At 61.0% G+C, this 22,583-nt stretch carries 19 protein-coding genes; 8 read left to right on the forward strand and 11 right to left on the reverse strand.

All coding sequences use genetic code 11. The features are described 5' to 3' along the window. Positions 1–8 precede the first annotated feature (8 nt). The 10 genes from J4D25_RS01630 to J4D25_RS01675 all read right to left on the reverse strand — a co-directional run bounded on the left by J4D25_RS01630 (position 9) and on the right by J4D25_RS01675 (position 11,369). The gene (locus tag J4D25_RS01630; RefSeq protein ID WP_057714920.1) at positions 9–1,169 is read right to left on the reverse strand and encodes an acyl-CoA dehydrogenase family protein; all 1,161 of its coding nucleotides are present in this window, start codon (positions 1,167–1,169) and stop codon (positions 9–11) included. A gap of 40 nt (positions 1,170–1,209) precedes the next feature. Then, the gene (locus J4D25_RS01635; protein ID WP_057714921.1) at positions 1,210–2,001 is read right to left on the reverse strand and encodes an enoyl-CoA hydratase/isomerase family protein; all 792 of its coding nucleotides are present in this window, start codon (positions 1,999–2,001) and stop codon (positions 1,210–1,212) included. A gap of 384 nt (positions 2,002–2,385) precedes the next feature. Further along, positions 2,386–2,871 (reverse strand): hypothetical protein, encoded by a 486-nt coding sequence (locus tag J4D25_RS01640; protein ID WP_057714922.1) that lies wholly within the window; start codon positions 2,869–2,871, stop codon positions 2,386–2,388. Positions 2,872–3,121: 250 nt separating this feature from the next. Further along, complete coding sequence (locus tag J4D25_RS01645; protein ID WP_057714923.1) at positions 3,122–4,546, reverse strand: amino acid permease; 1,425 nt, start codon at positions 4,544–4,546, stop codon at positions 3,122–3,124. A 208-nt stretch (positions 4,547–4,754) separates the two neighbouring features. Then, positions 4,755–7,010, reverse strand: coding sequence for a hybrid sensor histidine kinase/response regulator (locus J4D25_RS01650; protein ID WP_057714924.1), 2,256 nt, complete (start codon positions 7,008–7,010; stop codon positions 4,755–4,757). Then, on the reverse strand, positions 7,007–7,780 hold the full coding sequence (locus J4D25_RS01655) for an ABC transporter substrate-binding protein (protein ID WP_057714925.1): 774 nt from the start codon (positions 7,778–7,780) through the stop codon (positions 7,007–7,009). The genes J4D25_RS01650 and J4D25_RS01655 overlap by 4 nt, the downstream gene beginning before the upstream one ends. 5 nt (positions 7,781–7,785) lie before the next feature. Continuing rightward, entirely contained in the window at positions 7,786–8,502 is a 717-nt protein-coding gene (locus J4D25_RS01660; protein ID WP_057714926.1) for a response regulator, read from the reverse strand. Between the two features lie 92 nt (positions 8,503–8,594). Continuing rightward, complete coding sequence (locus J4D25_RS01665; protein WP_007981565.1) at positions 8,595–9,242, reverse strand: TetR family transcriptional regulator C-terminal domain-containing protein; 648 nt, start codon at positions 9,240–9,242, stop codon at positions 8,595–8,597. 213 nt (positions 9,243–9,455) lie between these two features. Beyond that, complete coding sequence (locus tag J4D25_RS01670) at positions 9,456–10,244, reverse strand: class II aldolase/adducin family protein (RefSeq protein WP_057714927.1); 789 nt, start codon at positions 10,242–10,244, stop codon at positions 9,456–9,458. Between the two features lie 75 nt (positions 10,245–10,319). Next, on the reverse strand, positions 10,320–11,369 hold the full coding sequence (locus J4D25_RS01675; RefSeq protein ID WP_057714928.1) for an ABC transporter substrate-binding protein: 1,050 nt from the start codon (positions 11,367–11,369) through the stop codon (positions 10,320–10,322). Between the two features lie 315 nt (positions 11,370–11,684). Between J4D25_RS01675 and J4D25_RS01680 the strand changes: the two genes are divergently transcribed. Beyond that, positions 11,685–13,646 carry an FAD-dependent oxidoreductase gene (locus J4D25_RS01680; RefSeq protein WP_057714929.1) on the forward strand — a complete coding sequence of 654 codons (1,962 nt, stop codon included), beginning with the start codon at positions 11,685–11,687 and terminating at the stop codon, positions 13,644–13,646. A gap of 179 nt (positions 13,647–13,825) precedes the next feature. Beyond that, positions 13,826–14,422, forward strand: coding sequence for a cupin domain-containing protein (locus tag J4D25_RS01685; RefSeq protein WP_057714930.1), 597 nt, complete (start codon positions 13,826–13,828; stop codon positions 14,420–14,422). Here J4D25_RS01685 and J4D25_RS01690 read toward each other — a convergent pair. Then, positions 14,419–15,351 (reverse strand): helix-turn-helix domain-containing protein, encoded by a 933-nt coding sequence (locus J4D25_RS01690; RefSeq protein WP_057714931.1) that lies wholly within the window; start codon positions 15,349–15,351, stop codon positions 14,419–14,421. The two genes, J4D25_RS01685 and J4D25_RS01690, sit on opposite strands and share 4 nt — an antisense overlap. Before the next feature lie 162 nt (positions 15,352–15,513). Between J4D25_RS01690 and J4D25_RS01695 the strand changes: the two genes are divergently transcribed. From J4D25_RS01695 to J4D25_RS01720, 6 genes are all read left to right on the forward strand, one after another. Further along, a complete protein-coding gene (locus J4D25_RS01695; protein ID WP_057714932.1) occupies positions 15,514–16,872 on the forward strand; it encodes a glutamine synthetase family protein in 1,359 nt (452 codons plus the stop codon). Positions 16,873–17,042: 170 nt separating this feature from the next. Then, a complete protein-coding gene (locus J4D25_RS01700) occupies positions 17,043–18,131 on the forward strand; it encodes a polyamine ABC transporter substrate-binding protein (protein WP_057714933.1) in 1,089 nt (362 codons plus the stop codon). After that, positions 18,128–19,429 carry an FAD-binding oxidoreductase gene (locus J4D25_RS01705; protein ID WP_057714934.1) on the forward strand — a complete coding sequence of 434 codons (1,302 nt, stop codon included), beginning with the start codon at positions 18,128–18,130 and terminating at the stop codon, positions 19,427–19,429. Before J4D25_RS01700 ends, J4D25_RS01705 begins: the two co-directional genes overlap by 4 nt. A 239-nt stretch (positions 19,430–19,668) precedes the next feature. Beyond that, positions 19,669–20,265, forward strand: a complete 597-nt coding sequence (locus J4D25_RS01710; RefSeq protein ID WP_057714935.1) for a paraquat-inducible protein A — start codon at positions 19,669–19,671, stop codon at positions 20,263–20,265. Beyond that, positions 20,262–20,918, forward strand: a complete 657-nt coding sequence (locus J4D25_RS01715; protein WP_057714936.1) for a paraquat-inducible protein A — start codon at positions 20,262–20,264, stop codon at positions 20,916–20,918. The genes J4D25_RS01710 and J4D25_RS01715 overlap by 4 nt, the downstream gene beginning before the upstream one ends. Continuing rightward, positions 20,899–22,575 (forward strand): intermembrane transport protein PqiB, encoded by a 1,677-nt coding sequence (locus J4D25_RS01720; RefSeq protein WP_057714937.1) that lies wholly within the window; start codon positions 20,899–20,901, stop codon positions 22,573–22,575. The genes J4D25_RS01715 and J4D25_RS01720 overlap by 20 nt, the downstream gene beginning before the upstream one ends. Positions 22,576–22,583 lie beyond the last annotated feature (8 nt).

Below are 22,583 nucleotides of genomic sequence, written 5' to 3' on the forward strand. Positions count from 1 at the left end.
CGGGCCGATCAGCGCAGCAGCGGCCGCAGCAGCTCGCGGGAAATGATGTGGCGCTGGATTTCCGAAGTGCCTTCCCAGATCCGTTCGATCCGCGCGTTACGCCAGATGCGCTCCACCGGACCTTCGTCCATCAGGCCCATGCCGCCGAAGATCTGCACCGCTTCGTCGGCGGTACGGCCGAGCACTTCACTGGCGAACAGCTTGGCCATGCCGGCCTCGCCATCGGTCATGGTGCCCTGGTCCATTTTCCAGGCGGTGTGCAGGGTCAGCAGTTCCGCGGCGCGGATTTGCGTGGCCATGTCCGCCAGCTTGAAAGACACGCCTTGATAGGTGCCGATCGGCTGGCCGAATTGCTTGCGGTCCGCCGCCCATTGCAAGGACACGTCCAGTGCGCGCTGGGCCTGACCGACACAGTTGGCCGCGACCATCACGCGCCCGGCGGTCAGCCAGGCGTTGGCCACGTCCCAACCCTTGCCGACTTCGCCCAGCACTTTGCTGGCCGGCACGCGGCAGTCGTCGAAGAACATTTCGAAGGTGTGATAACCACGGTTGCTCACGCACTTCGGCCCACGGCGGATGGTCATGCCCGGGGTGTTGCGGTCGACCAGGAACGAGGTCACGGCGTTGCGCTTCTTACCGTTGTGTTCGTAGGTGTCGGTGACGGCGAAGACGATGGCGAAGTCGGCGTGGCCGGCGTGGCTGATGAAGTGCTTGCTGCCGTTGAGAATGAAGTCGTCGCCTTCACGCACGGCGCGGGTCTTGATCGCATTGGCATCGGAGCCGGCACCCGGTTCGGTCAAGGCGAAGCAGTCGATTTTTTCGCCCTGGATACACGGCAACAGGTAGTCGTTGATCTGTTCGCCCTTGCAAGCCATGAGGATTTTCGACGGCCGTGCGACAAACACGTGCAGCGCCCAGGACACCTTGGACAGCTCGCGCTCGATCAGCGCCTGGGACAGGTAGTCCAGGCCACCGCCACCCACTTCTTCGGGCATGTTGAAGGCGTAGAAACCTGCCACGATGGCCTTGCCGCGAATCTGCGCTGCCAGTTCCGGGGAAACCTCGTCGGCGCGGTCGACTTGCTCTTCATAGGGCAGCAGTTCCTTCTCGACGAAGCTGCGTACCGAGTCCACCAACATTTCTTGTTCTTGGGTCAGTTGGAAATTCATGGTGCTACCTGTTGTTCGTGTTCTGGGAGATGGAGAGGAATCAACGACCGATGAAGCGTGCCGGGCGTTTTTCCATGGCGGCACGCAGGGCTTCGTTGCCGTCTTCGCTGCGACCGCAGAGCAGGCCGGCGGCGAGTTCGGCTTGCAGTTGTTCGGCCAGGCTGCGTTCGGCGCCTTCACGCATGAGTTTCTTCGTCTGGGCGAAGGCAAAGGTCGGGCCAGCGGCCAGGCGTGCGGCCAGTTCGCTGGTGACCGTCAGCAGTTGATCGTCGGCACAGACATCGCCGACCAGACCGGCGTCGAGGGCACGGTCGGCGCCCCACAATTCGTCCAGGAACAGCAGACGCTTGGCCTGTTCGCTGCCGATCAGGCGCGGCAAGTGCCAACTGGCGCCGGCGTCCGGCGAGTACGCCATGCTGGTGTAGCCGGCCTTGAAGCGTGCCGATTGCCCGGCGATGCGCAGGTCGCAGCACAGGGTCAGGTCCATCCCGGCGCCGACCGCGGTGCCGTTGATGGCGGCGATGGTCGGTTTTTCCAGGCTGTGCAGGCGGGTCATCAGGGCGTGGGCGGTTTCGGTCCAGCCGTAGGTTTCCAACGCACCCCGGGCTTCGGCATCGGCCCATTCATCAAGGTCCGCGCCGGCGCAGAAACTACGGCCGCTACCGGTGAGCACCACCACGCGCACCGCTGGATCGGCGTTGTAAGCGTCGAGCAGGCCGTGCAGGTTTTTCAGCGTCGGAATGTCCAGCGCATTGCGCTGGGCAGTGCGATTGAGGGTGATCCAGGCAACGCCTGCTTCGACCTGACTGAGCAGCGACGATTGAGTGGTCATGGGAATCCTCGAATTATTGTGTTTGGTCTGAGGTGATGCGACTTGAGGCCATACTAAACGAGCGTTCAGTAAGGCGGCAATCGGCGGGGAAATGGGCTGTAACAAGCTCAATAGATAGTTAAATTATTGTTTTTATTGAGTTATTTTTTGATTGGCGAGCGTGAGCCGTTGGTACTGTTACAACTTCGAACAACTGGCGACAGGACGTCAGTCGCAGATCTTTTGCCCACCACAAACCAATGTGGGAGCGAGCTTGCTCGCGATGACGGCGTCAAATTCAACATCACAGTTGACTGACTTACCGCAATCGCGAGCAAGCTCGCTCCCACAGGAGATGTAACCGGGTTTGAGGGTGATGTTGTCGGAACTGACTATGGAATTGTTTTAACCGACCGATTTATCCGAAAGATCCACTGTGTACTTCACGTTGTTGAGGTAGATCGGTCCCAACGCTGTTGGTTGAGATACAGGCGCAAGTGCAATAGACAATTGCACTTCAGTGACACTAGATCGCATATCGCCGATGTATTCAAATACTGTGCTGGTTCCGGATAACGTGAAGGGTATGAGCAATATGATTGGCATCGGTTGGGAAGGCTCGAATCCGGAGAGCGTGCAATACAACTTGGTGGTAGCGTCTTCATCACCGGGTTCAGGCACGGAAACTTCAAGGGACAGCTTGAACTGTGGCCGCCTGATTGAGAAGCGCGCTGTTTCGAGCAATACCGGCTTTCCTTTACCCAGAGTGACTCTGGCTCTGTAGCCACTTCCATCCCTCACGACTTTCGCTGTCCCGTCATTTTCGCTCACCGTCCAATGCTCGAAGTTTCCGGTGGTAAAGTCACCGTTCCTGATCCGATTGCTGTCCATTGGGTGCTCCTTCCTGGTTGATTTTAATCTCGCACGGCAGACCGACGAATTCCGCATCATTAGGCTGTGGAGTTCCGATGCAATCTACTGTCAGATCTGACAGTCGCGACCAGCGGCTAATCGCTTGAAACCCCTGTGGGAGCGAGCTTGCTCGCGATAGCGGTAGACCAGTCAACAGTGATGTTGGACCTGATGCCGCCATCGCGAGCAAGCTCGCTCCCACAGGGGGGGAAGTGGTTATCTGGAGGTGTTATGCAGCCGGCAAGCTCGGCGCCAGCACCGCCCCGCGCTTGCGATGAATCAGGAAGTACGCGCCATAGCACAGCGCAATGAATCCAAAGCCCCAATACAGCGACGGACGCTGGGTTTCATCCAGGGCCAGGAACACGAACAGCGAGCAGCACAATGTGATGCACATCAGCGGAAGCACCGGGAACCACGGCGCGCGGTATTTCAGGTCGCGGAGTTTGCCGCCGTCACGCAAATACGCCTTGCGGAACTTGTACTGCGCCAGCGCGATGACAATCCAGGTCACGGTGCCGGACATGCCGCTCACCGCCATCAGCACCATGAACAAGGTGTCGGCGGCGACGAAGCTGGTCATCAGCGACACCAGTGCGAAGCACAGGGTGATGCTCAAGGCGCGCAGCGGCACGCCACGCTTGCTCAAGGGCGACAGGCTCTTGGGCGCCATGCCGGTTTTCGACATTGCCCACAGGATGCGCGTCGAGGCATACAGGCCGGAGTTGCCCACCGACAGGATCGCGGTAAGGATCACGAAGTTCATCAGGTCGGCCGCATAGGGAATGCCGACCATGTCGAACACCTGCACGAACGGGCTTTCCATCAGGCCCGCCTGCTGCCACGGCACGATGGCCGACAGCACGATGATCGCCAGCACGTAGAAGATCAGCACACGGAACACCACGTTACGCACGGCGCGGGGAATGCTCTTTTCCGGCTGATCGGTTTCACCGGCAGCCACGCCCATGATCTCGCAACCCTGGAACGCGTAGACCACGGTCATCATCACCGCGAACACGGCTGACAGGCCGTTGGGGAACAGCGAATCGCCGATCAGGTTGGTCGCCATCGGCGCGGGTGCGCCGCTGCTCAGGGGCATCACGCCGAAGATCACCAGCACGCCGACCACGATGAAACCGAGAATCGCCGCGACCTTGATCCCCGAAAACCAGTATTCGGCTTCACCAAAGGCGCGGGTCGCCATGGCATTGATACCGAACAGCACCACCACGAACAGCGCCGACCAGTACCAGATTGGCACCTCCGGGAACCAACGGGTCATCAGCATGCCGGCGGCGGTGAATTCCAGACCCACGGTGGTGGCCCAGCTCATCCAGTACACCCAGCCAATCATGAACCCGGTGGCCGGGCCGATGTATTTTGTGGCGTGGGTCTGGAACGAACCGGACACCGGCATCTGCACCGACAGTTCACCCAGGCAGACCATCACCAGGTACATCAGGAAACCCGCGACCAGGTAAGCCAGGATCGCCCCCACCGGGCCGCCCTGGTTGATGGTCACGCCAGAGCCCATGAACAACCCGGTGCCGATGACGCCGCCCAGGGACAGCATGAAGATGTGCCGGCTCTTGAGGGCCCGGGTCAGCTGGATGCCTTTGTGATCAGTGCTGCGATCAGTGTTTTCGTTCATGTCGGCACCTCAGCAGTCAGAGAGGTGCGCAGCGCGCGACAGGACGTCACGGCGCAGGGAGGGATCAGCTTTACGGCAATTCATTATTATTATCTCCAATAAGCTTCGAAGACCGCGCTGCGGCGGTTGCGTCGATTATTGGAAAGCCATGTAAGTTCGCGTTGACCGTAAAGATCGAAGTTGTTCGAAGTCGTAACAAACCTGTACGTCAGCTCTGCAACAGGCCTTTGAGAGTATCGAGCGAATGCTGCAATTGCTCATCGAGCGTGAGGCTCAGGCGGCGGATCGCCGATTCATCGTTTGCCAGCGCCAAGGTCTCCAGCGCCCTTAACGTGCTGGCCAAGCCCCGAAAACCCAGGGAATCGCAGCTACCGGCCAGGCGGTGAGCCAGTTGCGCGACCTCTGTGCAGTCATCGGCGGCCATGGCTTCATTCAGCGCATCGCGGTGCTGCAGGATCGAGTCACGCAGAACCGCCAGCAGACCCTGGACCTTTTGCGCACCGAGCAGGCTGCGATGGGTCTGTAACAGCGGCCAGTCCATTGCCTCATCGCTGAGCAGCGATTCGACCACAGGCACATGCCCTTCCAGCACCTGGCGCAGGTTTTCCAGCTTCAAGGGCTTGGCCAGGACACCGTCCATGCCGGCCTCCAGATAACCGCGCACCAGTGCCGGTTGCACGCTGGCGGTCAGGGCGAAAATACGGGTATGGCGGTTCGCCCCGTCGCTGTGGCGGATCTGGCGGCATAACTCGACACCACTAATGCCCGGCAGATGCACGTCCAGCAGCATCAGGTCGAACACCTGCGCCGCGCAGTGTTGCAGCGCCTGATCCGCTTCTTCGGCGAGCCACACCCGGTGGCCGTCCCGTTGCAGCAGGCCCTGGACCACTTCGCGGTTGAGCGCCACGTCTTCGACCACCAGGATGTTCAGTGCCGGCCCCGCCGCCCGAACCGGCGGGGCCTCAGCAACGCCGCTGGCCGGCTGCAAGGACAACTCGAACCAGAAGCAACTGCCGCGCCCCTCTTCACTGTCCACGCCGATGCAGCCCCCCATCTGCTCCACCAGGTGTTTGCAGATCGCCAACCCCAACCCCGTGCCCCCAAAACGTTGCGCGACTTCTTCGCTGGCCTGGGTGAAACGCTCGAAAATCTTTTCCTGCATCTGCGGGGCAATGCCGATGCCGTCATCCGTGACACAGACCCGCAGCCGCTGTCCCAACTGCTCGCCAGTTTCGCCAAGAAGCCCCACCTCGACGCTGACTTCGCCGCCTTCGGTGAACTTGATCGCGTTGGCCAGCAGGTTGCTCAGCACTTGGCGCAGGAACTGCTCGGCGCCGTGGTGATGCTCGGCAATCCGCCGGTCGACGCGGCAACTGAGGATCGTGTCGTTGTTCAGCGCTCGCGGTTCCAACAGAGTCAGTACCTCGTCGAGCAACTGGCGCAGCGAGAAATCCACCGGTTCGGGATGGCTGACGCCCTCCTCCAGCTTGGCGAAATACAGCACTTCGTTGAGGATTGTCAGCAAGCCTTCGCCGGCCTTGTGCAAGGCATCCAGGCGTTTGCCGTCCTGGGCATCCAGCCGAGCGCCGCGCAGCAATTCGGCCATGCCGAGAATGCCATTGAGGGGTGTGCGCAGTTCGTGGCTCATGGTCGCCAGGAACCGCGACTTGGCAAGGTTGGCCGCTTCCGCTTCGTCCTTGGCGCGCATCAGGCTGGCGGTGCGGCGCTCGACCATTTTCAGCAACTCGTCACGGTTGTCCTGCAAGGCCAGCCGATCGGTTTCCCGGCGCTCGATGTCCCGCAGGATCGCCCGGCGCATGTCGTCCAGCGCATGGGCCACGGTGTCGATTTCGTCACTGCCGCGGCGCTTGTCCAGATGCAAGGGTTCCTGCCATTCACCGGCGGCGATACGCCGGGCAAACTCGGCCATGACTTTCAGGTGCCGGGTCACCAGTCGATAAAACAAGCCCGACAAGGCAACGGCCAGACCGCAGAGAAACACCGCCATCCACAACAGGCTGGTCAAACCGGTGGCGTAGAGTCGCTGGTACACCGCCCCCAGATCGGTGCTGACTTCCAGTTCACCCAAGTTGCGCAAAGGGCCGGACGGCGGCTGATAGTCCAGGGCAAAGCGCTCGATGCGCAGCGGTCCCGCAGGGTCCGGATTGCCCTGTACCAGGTCGAAATCGGCGCTGGTCAAGTGCACCCGCGCGACGTCGGAGAAGTCCACCAGCCCGCGCAACTGCACATTCAACTGCTCTTGGTTCAAGTCCCAGAGGCTGCGTTCCAGGCTGGCCAGGTACCCGGCGCGGATCAGTTCCATGCGCGAATCGATGTCGCGCATTTCCCGTCGATACTCGATGTACAGTTGCACGCTGCTGGCGAGCACGGTGAAGCACAGGCTAAACAACAGAATGAACAGCAACAGGCGTCGCAACAGTCCACCGGGACGGGCGCGAATCATTGCGCATCCGCCGGCAGGTTGATCATGTCGCGGTAGGTCACTTCGCTTTCGTTGAGCCAGCGCTCGATGTCACCGGCATCGATCATGCGCTGCAACTGCGCATTGATCTCGGGCATGCGAGTGGCCAAGGGCGAGCGCCGCGACACGGCAACCCGCAGGTAGTCCACGTTCAACGCCTTGGGCAAGGCGACGATGTCCTGGCCGCCGGGCAGGTTTTCCACGTACAGCTGGCCGGTGCGCCGCTCCTGAGTGATGAAGTCGATGCGCCCGCGAATCAACTTGCCGAAGTTCTGGTGGCTGTCGGAAACCCATTCGATATTGTTGTTGCGCGCAACCATGCGATCGAACTCCACGCCGTAGCTCTCACCGAACAGCAGGCCGCCACGGTAATGGGCCAGGTCGTCCAGTTGTTCGAATTTCACCGGATGCTGGCGGTTGACGAACAACGCCACTTCTTCACGCAATACCGGCACCGTCGAGAACAGCATGCTCTGCTCCCGTTGCGCGGTGCTGTAGGCCAGTACCACATCGACCCGGCCTTCGGCGGCGTCCAGCAGGCAGCGTTTCCAGTTGCCCAGCACGACCATCTCGACTTCATACCCCAGTTGACCGAACAAGTGCTTCACCACGCTGGGCGCCAGGCCACGCACCTGCTTGCCATCACTCCAGGAGATCGGCGGGTACACCGGGTAATCGCAATAGCGAACCTTGTCCGCCGCGACGGCATGGCCGGCCACCAGTATCGCCAGCAGGCAAAGCCATCGCGCCATCGGCTTCAGGCCGCCACGCTGGCGGTGAACAGGTAACCGGCGCCGTGAATGGTGATGATCAACTGAGGTTCGGCCGGATCGTCATGCAACTTGCGGCGCAGGCGCCCGACCAGCACGTCGATGGAGCGGTCGTTGGGCACCCATTCGCGGTTGCGGATCTGGTCCATCAATTGATCGCGGCTGAGGGTGTGGCCGCTGTTGCGCAGGAACACGCTGAGCAACTGGTATTCGCCGTGGGTCAGCAGGGTTTCGCTGCCGGACGGATCGATCAGGCGACGACGGTCGGTGTCCAGCGCCCAGTCGGCGAACTGCTTGACCGGTTTGGCCGCCGCGATGGCGGGCGCTGGCGTTTGCGCATGACGTACCCGGCGAATCAGGTTTTTCGCCCGGGACACCAGCTCCCTTGGATTGAGGGGTTTGATCACGTAGTCATCGGCGCCACATTCGAGGCCGACGATGCGGTCGATTTCATCGTTGCGCCCGGTGATCAGGATGATCCCGACCTCCGAACGTACCCGCAACTCGCGGGTCAGGGTCAGGCCGTCCTTGCCCGGCAGGCGGATGTCGAGCATCACCAGGTCGACGGTCTGGCTAGCGAGGAAGGTTTCCGCCAGTTCCGCCGTGGCGGCGCAATGGACGTCGTAACCTTCCTGGGACAGGTAGGCGTGTAGCAGATCGCGAATCAGCGGATCGTCATCGACGATCAATACCCGAGGAGTCATCGCTTGGTGTCCGGCATAGGCCCGAGGGCCAGTTTCTTATTAGAGTGTTTTCCTGCGTCGGCGCCAGAGAGTATCGATTGCTGAACGACTGATCAACAGTCGCTCGTCTGCACGCAGAAGCGCTGTCGTCCGCCGGCCTGCAAACCATCGACCCAGGCCTCGCAAATCTGGATGCCCTGCTCCGGGGTGAAGGTGCCGGGGTTCAGCCCGGACTCCAGCCACAAGCCGTCGAGCAAGGCGCTGAGGCTGATGGCGGCGAGGTCGGCGTCGAAGTTTTCCCAGCCCTCCTCCTGGGCCAGCTCCGCCAGCACCTTGCGCAGGATGCCGCGATACTCGCCATAGGAATGATCGTGGGCCTGGTTGATGGCCTCGGCGGTTTTCACTGCGCCCCAGAACGCCAGCCACGCATCGATCAGTTGCGGATCGAGCAGCTCGGCGGAGAACGATCCGCGGAAAAACGCCGACAAGCGTTCCCGGGCATTCGGCGCGGCTTGCTCCATGGCGTCACGCAGCAAGGTCATGACCCGCCCGGTGATCGCCATGTAAGCCTCGGCCACCAGTTCATCCTTGCCGGAATAGTGATGGCTGATCAGCCCCACCGAGACCCCGGCCTCGGCGGAAATCTTGCGGATCGACGCGCCCTGGAAGCCATGACGCTTGAGGCACACCAGCGTCGCCTCGATCAGGTTGGCTTTGCGCAACTCCGGTTCCATGCGGGAAAAACGGGCTTCCTGATTCATGGGCGACACGCTCCTTGGTTCAATCGTTTAGGCCCGCGCGGGGTAGCGGCGGGCTGAACGAATGTACAGCAAGAGCGGGCAGTTTCTCTAGTCGGGTGTAAGCCAGGGGGACCGTGGCGCGCCCATCGCGAGCAAGCTCGCTCCCACAGTGGTTTGCCCTGTGGGAGCGAGCTTGCTCGCGATGGCGTCAGTCCATACAACACAGGATCTGGATCAGTCGCGATAACCCGGCGCCACTCGACCCAGCATTCTCAACAACGCCGCCCATGCCAGTTGCATGGCATCCGGATCACTCAGCTCCCCCTCCTCCAACGGCCGCCCCGGATCATTGAACTGCCGTTCGGTATGCGCGCAGACCTCGTCCGACGGCAGTACAACTTCACCGGCGGCCTGGGCGGCCAACTGGATCTCACAGGCCTTTTCCAGGTAGTACATGCGCAGAAACGCCTGGCTCACCGTCTCACCGACGGTCAGCAAACCATGGTTGCGCAGCATCAGTACCGATTTGTCGCCCAGGTCCGCGACCAGCCTTTTTTGCTCGCTCAAATCCAGCGCCACGCCTTCATAGTCGTGGTAGGCGACCCGGCCATAGAACTCCATGGAAATCTGGTTCACTGGCAACAGCCCGCACTTCAACGCCGCCACCGCGCAACCGGATTTGGTGTGGGTGTGCAGCACGCATTGCGCGTCTTCGCGGGCGCCGTGGATGGCGCTGTGGATCACGAAGCCAGCCGGATTGACCGGATACGGCGACGGTTCCACAGCGTGGCCATCAAGGTCGATCTTCACCAGGTTGGACGCGGTGATTTCATCGAACATCAACCCGTAAGGGTTGATCAGAAAGTGATGCTCCGGCCCCGGAATGCGCACCGAGATGTGGGTGAAGATCAAATCGGTCATGCGAAAGTGCGCAATCAAGCGGTAACAGGCCGCCAGTTCCTCACGCAGGCGCTGCTCGGTGGCGCTGCGTTCGGGTGCCAGGTGGGTGGCGATGTTGTTCATTCTTGTGGTTCTCCAGGCTGATCGGCTGGGGCAGACAGTAAGGCTGGACGCTCGGATACGTCCAGCCATCGGCAGTTATTTGCTGGCCCAGGCGTTGAAGCGCTCTTCGAGCTCTTCGCCATGATCGACCCAGAAACCGACGTTCATCGACAGTGCGCCCTTGAGGTTCTGCGGCGCGGTGGGCACCCATTGCGCCAGTTTGTCGTCCAGCCGTGCGGCGGCCTGGGTGTTGGTCGGGCCGTAGGGGATCTGTTGCACGTAGTTGACCTGGGCGTCCGGTTGATTGGCGAAGGCAATGAATCGCTTGGCCTGATCCACATGTTTGGACCCTTTGATGATCGCCCAGTAATCCATGCCGTACAGGCTGCCGGGCCAGACCAGACCCAGGTGGCTGCCTTTCTGCGCGGCGTCGGCGATGCGCCCGCTGTAGGTCGAGGTCATTACCACATCGCCGGCGGTCAGCCATTGCGGCGGTTGCGCGCCCGCCTCCCACCACTGGATGTAAGGCTTGAGTTCAGTGAGTTTGGCGAATGCCCGGTCCACGCCCTGCGGGGTGCTGAGTACCTTGTAGACGTCTTCGGTCTTGACCCCGTCCGCCAGCAAGGCGAATTCCAGGTTGTACACCGCGCGTTTACGCAGCCCACGCTTGCCGGGGGTTTTCTTCACGTCCCAAAAGTCTGCCCATGAGGTTGGGGCCTGGGCCAGTTTGTCGGTGTCGTAGGCAATGGCCACGCTCCACACCAGCGCAGCGGAGCCGCATTCCTGTGCCGCTTCGGGGATCAACTGGTCGGCATGGCCCAGACGGGTCCAGTCCAGGCGCTCGTACATGCCTTCCTCGCAACCGCGCATCAGGTCCGGGCCTTCGATCTGCACTACGTCCCAGTCGACGTTGCCGGTATCGACCATCACTTTTATTTTGGCCATTTCGCCGTTGTATTCGCTCTGGATCACTTTGCTTTGATCCACGGCGGCGAAGGGTTGAAAGAACGCCACGTCCTGGGCTTTTTGTCCGGCTCCGCCGTATCCGACCACCACCATGTCCGATGCTGCCTGAGCGCTGCCCAGGCCCATGGCCACGGACAACACCAAGGGATAAAAACCGTGCTTTAGCGTGTGCGATTTCATCAGTGGTTCCTCTTGCAGGTGCCACGGGACCCAAGGCCCGCGCAGCCCTTTTTTATTGTTGTGAGGTTTGGCCCTGGAGCGGGCTCGAGACGAAACTACTGCAAGGCATAGTAAAAAAACAAGTTGATTTTTTACTGAAGGTAAATTTCTATAGATAAAAATAACAACACCGAAAACCTTATGCCTCTGTAGGAGCGAGCTTGCTCGCGATGGACCTGAGGGCGACGCGTTCATCCAGACAACACGCGTTATCGTTAACGTCCATCGCGAGCAAGCTCGCTCCTACAGAGGTAGCCTGCCAGGAGTACCCGCCACATGACGACCTCGACACCCGCCTTCGCGCACCTGTTCGAACCCCTGGAGATCCGTGGCAAGCGCCTGAAGAATCGCATCATGTCCAGCGGACACGACACCTCGATGCCCACAGACAACCTGGTCAATGAACAATTGATCGCCTATCACCGGGCGCGTGCCGAAGGCGGAGCCGGGCTGATCGTGCTGCAAGTGGCCGGGGTGCATGACAGTGCGCGCTACACCTCCCACGTGCTGATGGCCACCGACGATGCGTGCATCGAGGGCTACCGCAAACTGGCGCAAACCTGCCATGCCCACGGCACTCTGGTGTTGTCCCAGGTGTTCCATCCGGGGCGGGAGATCATGGAGTCCAGCGATGGCCTGCTGGCGGTGGCCTACTCCGCATCGTCAGTGCCCAACGAACGTTTCCGGGTGATGCCCCGCGCGCTGGACCAGGCAATGATCGACGAGATCGTCGCCGGTTATGCCGCTGCCGCCCGCCGCCTGCATCAGGCAGGCATTGATGGCGTCGAGGTCGTGGCCAGCCACGGTTACCTGCCGGCACAGTTCATCAATCCGCGGGTCAACCGGCGTACCGATGGCTACAACGGTGAGCTGGACCAGCGTTTGCGTTTTCTACGCGAGGTCATCGCCGCCGTGCGCGCGGCAACCGACCAGCAGTTCATCATCGGCCTGCGCATTTCCGCCGACGAGCGCGACCCGGAAGGCCTGACCGAGGACGAATCCCTGGCCGCCGTGCAGTCACTGCAAGCGCAGCTTGATTACGTGCATATCGTCGCCGGCACCTCGGCTTCCCTTGGCGGCGCGGTGCATATCGTGCCGCCCATGGCGATCGAAGCCGCGTACCTGGCCAAGGAAGCCGGGACGTTCAAGGCCAGTTTGAACATTCCGTTGTTCGTCACCGGGCGCATCAACCAGCCCCAGGAAGCCGAGCTGATCCTGGCTCGTGGCCAGGCCGATGTGTGCGGCATGACCCGGGCACTGATCTGCGATCCGCAAATGCCCAACAAGACCGACACCGGCCGCGTCGAAGACGTGCGGGCGTGCATTGCCTGCAATCAGGCGTGCATCGGCCACTTCCACAAGGGCTTGCCGATTTCCTGTATCCAGCACCCGGAAACCGGACGCGAACTGATCTTCGGCGAACGGCGACAAGCGCCACAGCGCAAACGCATCATGATCGCCGGCGGTGGCCCGGCCGGGATGAAAGCCGCCACCGTCGCGGCCCAGCGCGGGCATGAGGTGACGTTGTACGAAGCCAGTTCGCAACTGGGCGGTCAGGTGCTGCTCGCGCAATTGCTGCCACGGCGCAGCGAATTCGGCGGTGCCAGCACCAACCTGCAGCGGGAAATGGAACTGGCCGGCGTGCGCGTAGTGCGCAATACCCGAGTCGACCGGGCACTGGTGGAGCAGGAAAAACCGGACATGGTGATCGTCGCTACCGGTGCCGAGCCCTACTGGCCGCCCTTCGAGCGCGGTGGTGAGTTGCAGGTGGTGGACGCCTGGCAGGTATTGCGCGATGAAGTACGGATCGGCCGTTCGGTGGTGGTGGTCGACTGGCGCTGCGACTGGATCGGCCCCGGCATCGCCGAACGCCTGGTTCGCGCCGGGCACCAGGTACAACTGGCGGTCAACGGCACCCATTGCGGGGAAAACCTGCCGCTGTACGTGCGCGATCAACTGGCCGGCGAGCTGCATAAACTGGGCGTGCCGATCACGCCATATGCGCGGTTGTATGGCTGCGATGACAACACGGTTTACCTGCAACACACCGCCAGTGGCGAACCGATGCTGATGGAGAACATCGACACGCTGGTGCTGTGCCAGGGGCATCAGCCGGTCGATACCCTGGGTGCGGAGTTGCAAGGGCTGGTGGAGTTTCGCCGGATCGGTGACTGCCTGGCGCCGCGCACCGCCGAAGAAGCAATTTATGAAGGCCTTAAAGTCGCGTGGGAGCTTTAAGGCTGTTTATACTCCGGGGCTTAGACGGCTAACACCAACCCTGTAGGAGCGAGCTCTGCTCGCGATGAACCCGAGAACACCGCTGGGTGTCAGGCTTCCAGCGTTATCGTTGGCGACCATCGCGAGCAAGCTCGCTCCTACAAGGGATTTGCGCCACTCCTCCCGGTTCGGATTTGACCATGAGCAACAGCAGCACCACACAGCCCGCACCCGGCAGCGCCGAACCGCACTTTCTCGGCACGCGCATTCGCGGCCTGCGCAAGCGTCGGGGCATGACCCTGACGGAACTGGCGCAACAGAGCGAACTCACCGCCGGCTACATCAGCCAGCTGGAACGCAACCTCGCCTACCCTTCGATTCCGGCGCTGTTCAACATTGCCCGCAGCCTCGGCGTCACCATCCAGTGGTTCTTCGCCAGTGAAGCGGTCACCGCACCCGAAGACGATGGCATCGTGGTGCGCAAGAACAGCCGCCTGAACGTGCATTACGAAGACGGCATCGTCGACCAGTTGCTGACACCGCAAGCCAACCGCCAACTGGAAATGCTCCACTCGCGTTTCCCGCCCGGCACCTACAGCCAGCAAAGCTACAGCCACGACGGTGAAGAAGCCGGCTACTTGCTCTCGGGGAGTTTCGAGTTGTGGGTGGGCGAGCGCCATTTCCAGCTCAATGAAGGCGACAGCTTCAGCTTTTCCAGCCAGGAACCGCACCGCTATGGCAACCCCGGCGATGTCGATGCGGTGGTGATCTGGGTAATTACACCGCCGACGTTCTAACGTCGGCCGCGACCAGGGGACGGCGTGACACTCGCACGCTTGAGGGTGTCGCTCGGCAATTCCTTGAACAGCGCACGATAGCTGCTGGAAAACCGCCCCAGATGCCAGAACGACCAACGCATCGCCACTTCAGCCACGGTGGTTTGCGTCGGCGTGCGACTCAGCAATTCGCGGTGGGCACTGTTGAGTCGGCGCAGGCGCAGCCACTGGGTCGGCGACATGCCGGTGTAGGTCTTGAACGCATGCTGCAACTGACGCAGTGAAAACCCCGCGATCTGGGACAATTCCAGCAGATTGAGATGTTCTTCCGGGGTGTCAGCGGCCCATTCCCCTACCCGTTTCATGATCGAGCGCTCCCCGGCCCGACGCTGCAAGGCGCCCTGGTCGAGGCCGACACACGCGTTGTCGAGGATGAACAGGCAATCTTCCAGCAGTTGCTGGGTCAGCGCTTCGCGGCTCGGTGGATCGAAGGTCTGCGACAGCCGCGTCAAGGTTCCGCTGAGCCAACGGCAAAACAGCGCGTTCTGCTGGGCGTTGAGCGGTGCCATGAACAACCCTTCAAGCCTGGCGATGTCCAGGCTGTGGCGCTTTACAAACTCCGGCCCGAACACCACGGCGATTTCCTGGTAGTTCTCCGGGGTGATCCAGATGTTGCGGCTTTCGCCATTCAACACGTACAGCGCGTTGTCACCGCGATCGAAACAGAACGATAACGAACCCTGGGGCGCGCTGAAATTCTGCTCGACCCGGGTGTTCATCGACTCTTCGTAAATCTCCACGCCCTGCAGATCCAGATAACGCACCCTACCCGCGAAGTGCCCCGGCGACATCTGCTGGTATTGCTGCACCCAGCCCGGCGTGGCGCGGATTTGCTCGGCGACATCGGCGGTGTTGAACGCTTGGACCTGGAGGGAACTGGAACCTGTCATGGGGCGACCTTACGCACTCTTTTGGTGCGTTTTGTGCTGCTTAAAGTGGATAGATGGAACCGCAAGGCTCGCACAAGATAGTCGTCAACGCGCTACAGGGGAAGTGTCTGGCGGATGAAACCGGTCTCTCCTGGCGTTAATAAAACCAATAACGAGGTCTTTATGAATGTCCCTTTCGATCAGCTGTTCACTTGGCTGAAAGATCACAAGATTACCGAAGTCGAGTGCGTCGTCAGCGATCTGACCGGCATTGCACGCGGCAAAATTGCACCGACCAACAAGTTCCTGCATGAGCGAGGCATGCGCCTGCCGGAAAGTGTCCTTCTGCAAACGGTAACCGGGGACTTTGTCGACGACGACATCTACTACGACCTGCTCGACCCGGCGGATATCGACATGGTCTGCAAGCCGGACGCCGACGCCGTCTACGTGGTGCCATGGGCCATCGAGCCGACCGCCATCGTGATCCACGACACCTTCGACAAGTTCGGCAACCCGATCGAACTGTCGCCGCGCAATGTGTTGAAGAAAGTCCTGCAGTTGTACACCGATAAAGGCTGGCGGCCGATTGTCGCGCCGGAAATGGAGTTCTACCTGACCCAGCGCTGCGAAGACCCGGACCTGCCGCTCAAGGCGCCGATGGGCCGTTCGGGCCGTGCCGAAAGCGGTCGTCAGTCGTTCTCCATCGACGCGGCCAACGAATTCGACCCGCTGTTCGAAGACGTCTACGACTGGTGCGAACTGCAAGGCCTGGACCTCGACACGCTGATCCACGAAGACGGCCCGGCGCAGATGGAAATCAACTTCCGTCATGGCAACGCCCTGGACCTGGCCGACCAGATCACCGTGTTCAAGCGCACCATGCGTGAAGCGGCGCTCAAGCACAACGTGGCGGCAACCTTCATGGCCAAGCCGGTCGGCGACGAGCCCGGCAGCGCCATGCACCTTCACCAGAGCGTGGTGGACATTGCCACCGGCCAACCGATCTTCGCCGATGCCGATGGCAACATGAGCGAACTGTTCCTGCATCACATTGGCGGCCTGCAGAAGTACATCCCGAAAGTGCTGCCGATGTTCGCGCCGAACGTCAACTCGTTCCGCCGCTTCCTGCCGGACACCTCAGCACCGGTGAACGTCGAGTGGGGCGAAGAAAACCGCACCGTCGGCCTGCGCGTGCCGACCTCCAGCCCCGACGCCATGCGTGTCGAGAACCGTCTGCCGGGCGCTGACGCCAACCCGTACCTGGCCATCGCCGCCAGCCTGCTGTGTGGTTACCTGGGCATGGTCGAACGCATCGAGCCAAGCGCTGCAGTACAGGGCCGCGCCTATGAGCGTCGCAACCTGCGCCTGCCGATCACCATCGAGGACGCCCTGACCCAGATGGAAGAGTGCGTCACCATTGGCCGTTACCTGGGCAGCAAGTTCGTGCGGGGCTATGTCGCGGTCAAGCGCGCCGAGCACGAGAACTTCAAACGGGTGATCAGCTCCTGGGAGCGTGAGTTCCTGATGCTCAGTGTCTAAATAACCCGCTCTCGCATGGGATCACACATCCCTTGTGGGAGCGAGCTTGCTCGCGATGAGGCCAGTGAATCCAATATCTTCGTTGACTGACAGGCCGCCATCGCGAGCAAGCTCGCTCCCACAGGTAGGTGATCACCTGAAGAATCCAATAATTCCAAGAAGGTATCGATATGCGCTTATTGAAATCCATGGTCCCGGCCGCACTCGCGGTCTTGTTCAGCGCCGTTGCCCAGGCCCAGCCACAGGTCAGCGTCTACAACTGGACCGACTACATCGGCGAAACCACCCTCGCCGACTTTCAGGCCAAGACCGGGATCAAGGTGATCTACGACGTATTCGATTCCAACGAAACCCTGGAAGGCAAACTGCTTGCCGGTCGTACCGGGTATGACGTGGTGGTGCCGTCCAACCACTTCCTCGCCCGCCAGGTGAAGGCCGGCGCGTTCCTCAAGCTCGATCGCGAGCAACTGCCGAATTTCAAGAACCTCGACCCGAAATTGCTGGCGCTGCTGGAGAAAAACGATCCGGGCAACGCGCACTCGGTGCCGTACCTGTGGGGCACCAACGGCATCGGCTATAACGTCGACAAGGTCAAGGCTGTGCTGGGCATCGACAAGATCGACTCCTGGGCAGTGCTGTTCGAACCGGAGAACATCAAGAAACTCAGCGCCTGCGGCGTGTCGATGATGGACTCGGCGGACGAAGTGTTCCCGGCGATGCTCAACTACATGGGCATGGACCCACGCAGCGAAAACCCCGAGGACTTCAAAAAGGCCGAAGCCAAGCTGCTGCAGATCCGCCCCTACATCACCTACTTCCACTCCTCCAAGTACGTGTCGGACCTGGCCAACGGCGATATCTGCGTAGCGTTCGGATACTCGGGTGATGTGTTCCAGGCCGCCAACCGCGCCAAGGAAGCCGGCAACGGTGTGAACATCGCCTACGCCATTCCCAAGGAAGGCGCCAACCTGTGGTTCGACCTGCTGGCCATCCCCGCCGACGCCAGCAATCCGAAGGAAGCTCATGCCTTCATCAACTACCTGCTGGACCCGCAAGTGATTGCCAAGGTCAGTGAGTCGGTCGGCTACGCCAACCCGAACCCGGCCGCCAAGCAGTACATGGACCCTGAGCTGGTCAGCAACCCCGAGGTTTATCCGTCCCAGGAAGTCCTCGACAAACTCTACATCTCCACCACGCCGCCGCAGTCGATCATGCGCCTGATGACCCGTTCGTGGAGCAAAGTGAAGTCCAACAAATGAATCAGTACACCAAGGAACACACCCACTCCTATTACGCAGCGTCCGCCAAGGGCATGAGGCAGCGCCCCGCGCTGGCCTCGGACCTGGTGGCCGATGTCTGCGTGGTCGGCGCGGGTTTCACCGGCATCAACACCGCCATCGAGCTGGCCCAGCGTGGGCTCTCGGTAGTCCTGCTGGAGGCCCGACGGATCGGCTGGGGCGCCAGCGGGCGCAACGGCGGCCAGCTGATTCGTGGTATCGGCCATGACGTCAGCGGTTTCGCCAAGCACATCGGCGCCGATGGCGTGCAATACCTGGAACACGCCGGGAACGAGTCGGTGCAAGTCGTGGCCAATCGCATCCGCGAGCACGGCATCGATTGCGACCTGAGCTGGGGCTTCTGCGAACTGGCCAATACCCCGGCCCAGTTCAAGGCGCTCAAGGCCGAGCAGGTGCAACTGATTGAATCCGGCTACGCCTTTGAAACCCGACTGGTGGCGCCAGAACAAATCCGTGAACAGGTGGTGAACTCCGGTGTGTACGCCGGCGGCCTGGTGGACATGGGCTCGGGGCATTTGCATCCGCTGAACCTGGTCCTTGGCGAAGCGCAAGTCGCCGAGTCCCTTGGGGTGCGGATTTTCGAGCAGAGCCCGGTGCTGGAGTTGATCCACGGCAGCACAGTGCAAGTGCGCTGCGCCGGTGGCACTGTGAGTGCAGGCACGTTGGTGCTTGCTTGCAATGCCCATCTGGAAGAGCTCGAACCGAAGCTCAGCGGCAAAGTACTCCCGGCAGGCAGCTACATCATCGCCACCGAACCCTTGTCGCAAGAGGCCGCTGCAAAACTGATCCCGCACAATGTTGCGCTGTGCGACCAGAAAGTCGGCCTGGATTACTACCGGCTCTCGGCTGACCGGCGCTTGTTGTTCGGTGGTGCCTGCCATTACTCCGGGCGCGATCCTTCGGACATCAGCGCCTACATGCGCCCGCAGATGCTCAAGGTGTTCCCGCAACTGGCCGATGTGCGCATCGACTATCAGTGGGGCGGCAAGATCGGCATCTCGGCCAACCGCTTCCCCCAGGTCGGGCGCCTGAGCCAGCACCCGAACGTGTTCTACGCCCAGGGCTACTCAGGCCATGGCCTGAACGTGACCCACTGGTGCGCGAAGTTGTTGGGCGAAGCGATCCATGCCGGCCACAGCAAAGGCTTCGACGTGTTCAGCGCCGTGCCGCACATGACCTTCCCCGGCGGACGCGCACTGCGTTCACCCTTGCTGGCCCTTGGCATGTTCTGGTATCGGATGCGGGAAATGCTGGGCTGACGTCGTCCTGCCGGGCGCCTGCTAACCACTGTGGGAGCGAGCTTGCTCGCGATAGCGACCTGAAATCCAATGATTGGGTTGTCTGGCACACCGCTATCGCGAGCAAGCTCGCTCCCACACTGTTTTACGTATTCCCTCTTCTACCATCCCCTTGTTTCGACTTTCGATTTGCTCAATTGCGAGTCACTTCTATATTGAGGGAGTGCTCTGAACTTCCTGCCTTCTGTCGAGCTTGACCCATGGCAACTACTGATCAGCTGATCATCTGCGAGCACTGCGACAGCGTGTACCAAAAAGTGACGCTCGCCAAACATCAAAAAACCCTGTGTACACGCTGCGGCGGCGTGCTTCAGCGCTATAACGGCCTCACTGTGGAGCAGCGTCTTGCGTTGACCTTCACCGCGTTGATGCTCTGGATATTCGCCAATTTCTATCCGGTAATGAGCATCAACCTCAAAGGCGTGAAGAACAGCGCAACGCTCTGGGACTCGGTGCTGGCCCTGAGCCTGGGGCCTATCACCTTCATCGCCATGGTGGCGGCAATCGCCATGATCATCGCGCCGATTTTCCAGTTGCTGCTGCTGATCTGGGTGCTGGGCTTCGCACTCGGCGGGCGACGCTCGCCCGGATTCAAATTCTGCATGCGCTGGCTCGAAACCCTCAGGCCCTGGAGCATGCTCGAAGTCTGCCTGCTGGGCGCCATGGTCGCGGTGATCAAGCTCGCCGGACTGCTCGATGTGCTGCCCGGCATAGGGTTGTTTGCCCTGGCGGCGCTGAGCCTGATGATGATCCGCATCGCCGGGCGCGACATTCGCGAACTATGGGACATTGTATGAGCACGCCTCCTTACGCCGACGAGCTCAACCTGTGCCTGTGCCACACCTGCGGCCTGGCCTGCGACATGACTTGCGAGCCCCACGAATGCGAGCGTTGCGGTGCACCGCTGCACCGGCGCAAAGCCAATTCTCTGGCCCGCACCTGGGCCTACATGATCGCGGCCCTGGTGTTCTACATCCCGGCCAACCTGTTGCCGGTGATGAACACCGAGATGGTCGGCAACGGCGCCGACAGCACGATCATGAGCGGCGTGCTGGAGTTCTGGGAAGCCGGGGCCTGGGATATCGCCCTGATCATATTCATTGCCAGTATCGCGGTGCCGGGAATCAAGTTCGTCGCCATCACATTGCTGCTGGTCACCGTGCAACGCGACAGCGAGTGGGCACGCAAGGAGCGGTCGACGCTGTACCGCTTCGTCGAAGTCATCGGTTACTGGTCGATGCTCGATGTGATCGTGGTCGCCCTGGTGGCCTCGCTGGTGAAATTCCAGGCCCTGGCCGACATCGAACCGCGCCCGGGCATTCTGTTCTTTGGTCTGGTAGTGGTGTTCACCATGCTTTCGGCAATGAGTTTCGATCCCCGCATGATCTGGGATAAAGAACGGAAAAACCCACACAATGAGGAGGTCAATGATGAAGTCACAAGCCACTGACGGGCCACAAGCCCCCGGGCAGGCGCCGATCAAGACCCGCCGTTTCAGCGTTTCGCTGGTCTGGATCGTCCCGATCGTCGCGGTGCTGGTGGGTATTTCGCTGGTGGTCCACAGCATTTTGCAGCAAGGCCCGACCATCGTTGTCACGTTCAAGACCGGTAACGGCCTGACCGCGAACAAGACCGAGGTCAAATACCGCAATGTCGTGATTGGTCATGTCTCCGATGTGGAGCTCAGCAGTGACCAGAAAAGCGTCAACGCCACCATCAAACTGGAAAAGCAGGCCGAAAGCTTTACCCGCGAAGATTCGCAGTTCTGGGTCGTGCGGCCGCGCATTGGCGCGGGCGGTGTGTCGGGGATCGATACGCTGCTGTCGGGCGATTACATCGGGGCCGATATCGGCCAGGCCAACGGCCGGGCAAAAAACTTCATCGGACTGGAGAATCCGCCACCCATCACCTACGGCGAACCGGGCAAGCGTTTTACGCTGTTCACCCAGGACCTGGGGTCGCTGGACATCGGCTCTCCGGTCTACTACCGCAAGATCCCCGTGGGCCAGGTGGTGGCCTACGCGCTGGACCCGGATGGCAAGGGCGTGAACATTGAACTGTTCATCCATGCACCCAATGACAAGTACGTCACCGAAAACACCCGTTTCTGGAACGCAAGCGGCATTGACGTGAACGTCGGCGCCAATGGCTTTGCGGTCAAGACCGAGTCGTTGTCTTCCTTGCTGGTGGGCGGCATAGCCTTCCGCGCGCCCGACTACAGCCCCAACGACAAGCCGGCTGCCGCAGAGTACGCCTACGAATTGTTCGACGACCAACAAACCGCCCTGGCCCCGCCGAACGGCAAGCCGCAATACCTGGCCATGCGCTTCGACCAGGCACTGCGCGGGCTCAAGGTCGATGCCCCGGTGGAGTTCCTCGGTGTGGAAATCGGCAAGGTAGTGGCGGTCAATCTGGATTACGACGAGAAAAAGCGCTCCTTTCCGGTCAACGTCGGTATCGTGATCTACCCGCAGCGCCTGGGCCAGGCCCATGTCAAAATGCTCAAGGCGCTCAATCATGACCCTGATAACGAAGCCGCTGGCGTACGCTTGATCGGTACCTTTATCGAAAACGGCCTGCGTGCCCAGGCCCGCACCGGCAACTTCCTGACCGGCCAGTTGTACATTGCCCTGGACTTCTACCCCAAGACCGACAAGGTCGCCTTCGATGTAAACGCACGCCCGGTCATGATTCCGACCATTCCCGGCAGCCTCGAGCAATTGCAGGAAAAACTCGAATCCATGGTCGACAAGATCAACAAACTGCCGATCGAGCGTATTGCCGGCAATCTCGATGGCAATCTCGTCGAACTGCGCAAAGGCATGATGCAATTCAACGGAAAGATCTTGCCTGGCGTGCAAACCACTTTGTCGGAAGTCAGCAAGACGCTGGAAACGGCCAATTCGACCCTGCAGTCGGCCAGTTCGACCTTGGCCGAGGATTCGCCGCAACGGGAAAAACTGGGGCTAACCCTGGATGAACTGGGACGCACGTCCAGATCCTTGCGTGATCTTTCGGATTACCTGGGACGGCATCCGGAATCGCTGCTTCGCGGTCGTCCGAATAATGCCGCCCCCATGGATCTGCAAGGGCCACCGCGCAATTGAACACAGGA

This window comes from Pseudomonas sp. GW456-L13 (assembly GCF_017350115.1).
GTDB lineage: Bacteria > Pseudomonadota > Gammaproteobacteria > Pseudomonadales > Pseudomonadaceae > Aquipseudomonas > Aquipseudomonas jessenii.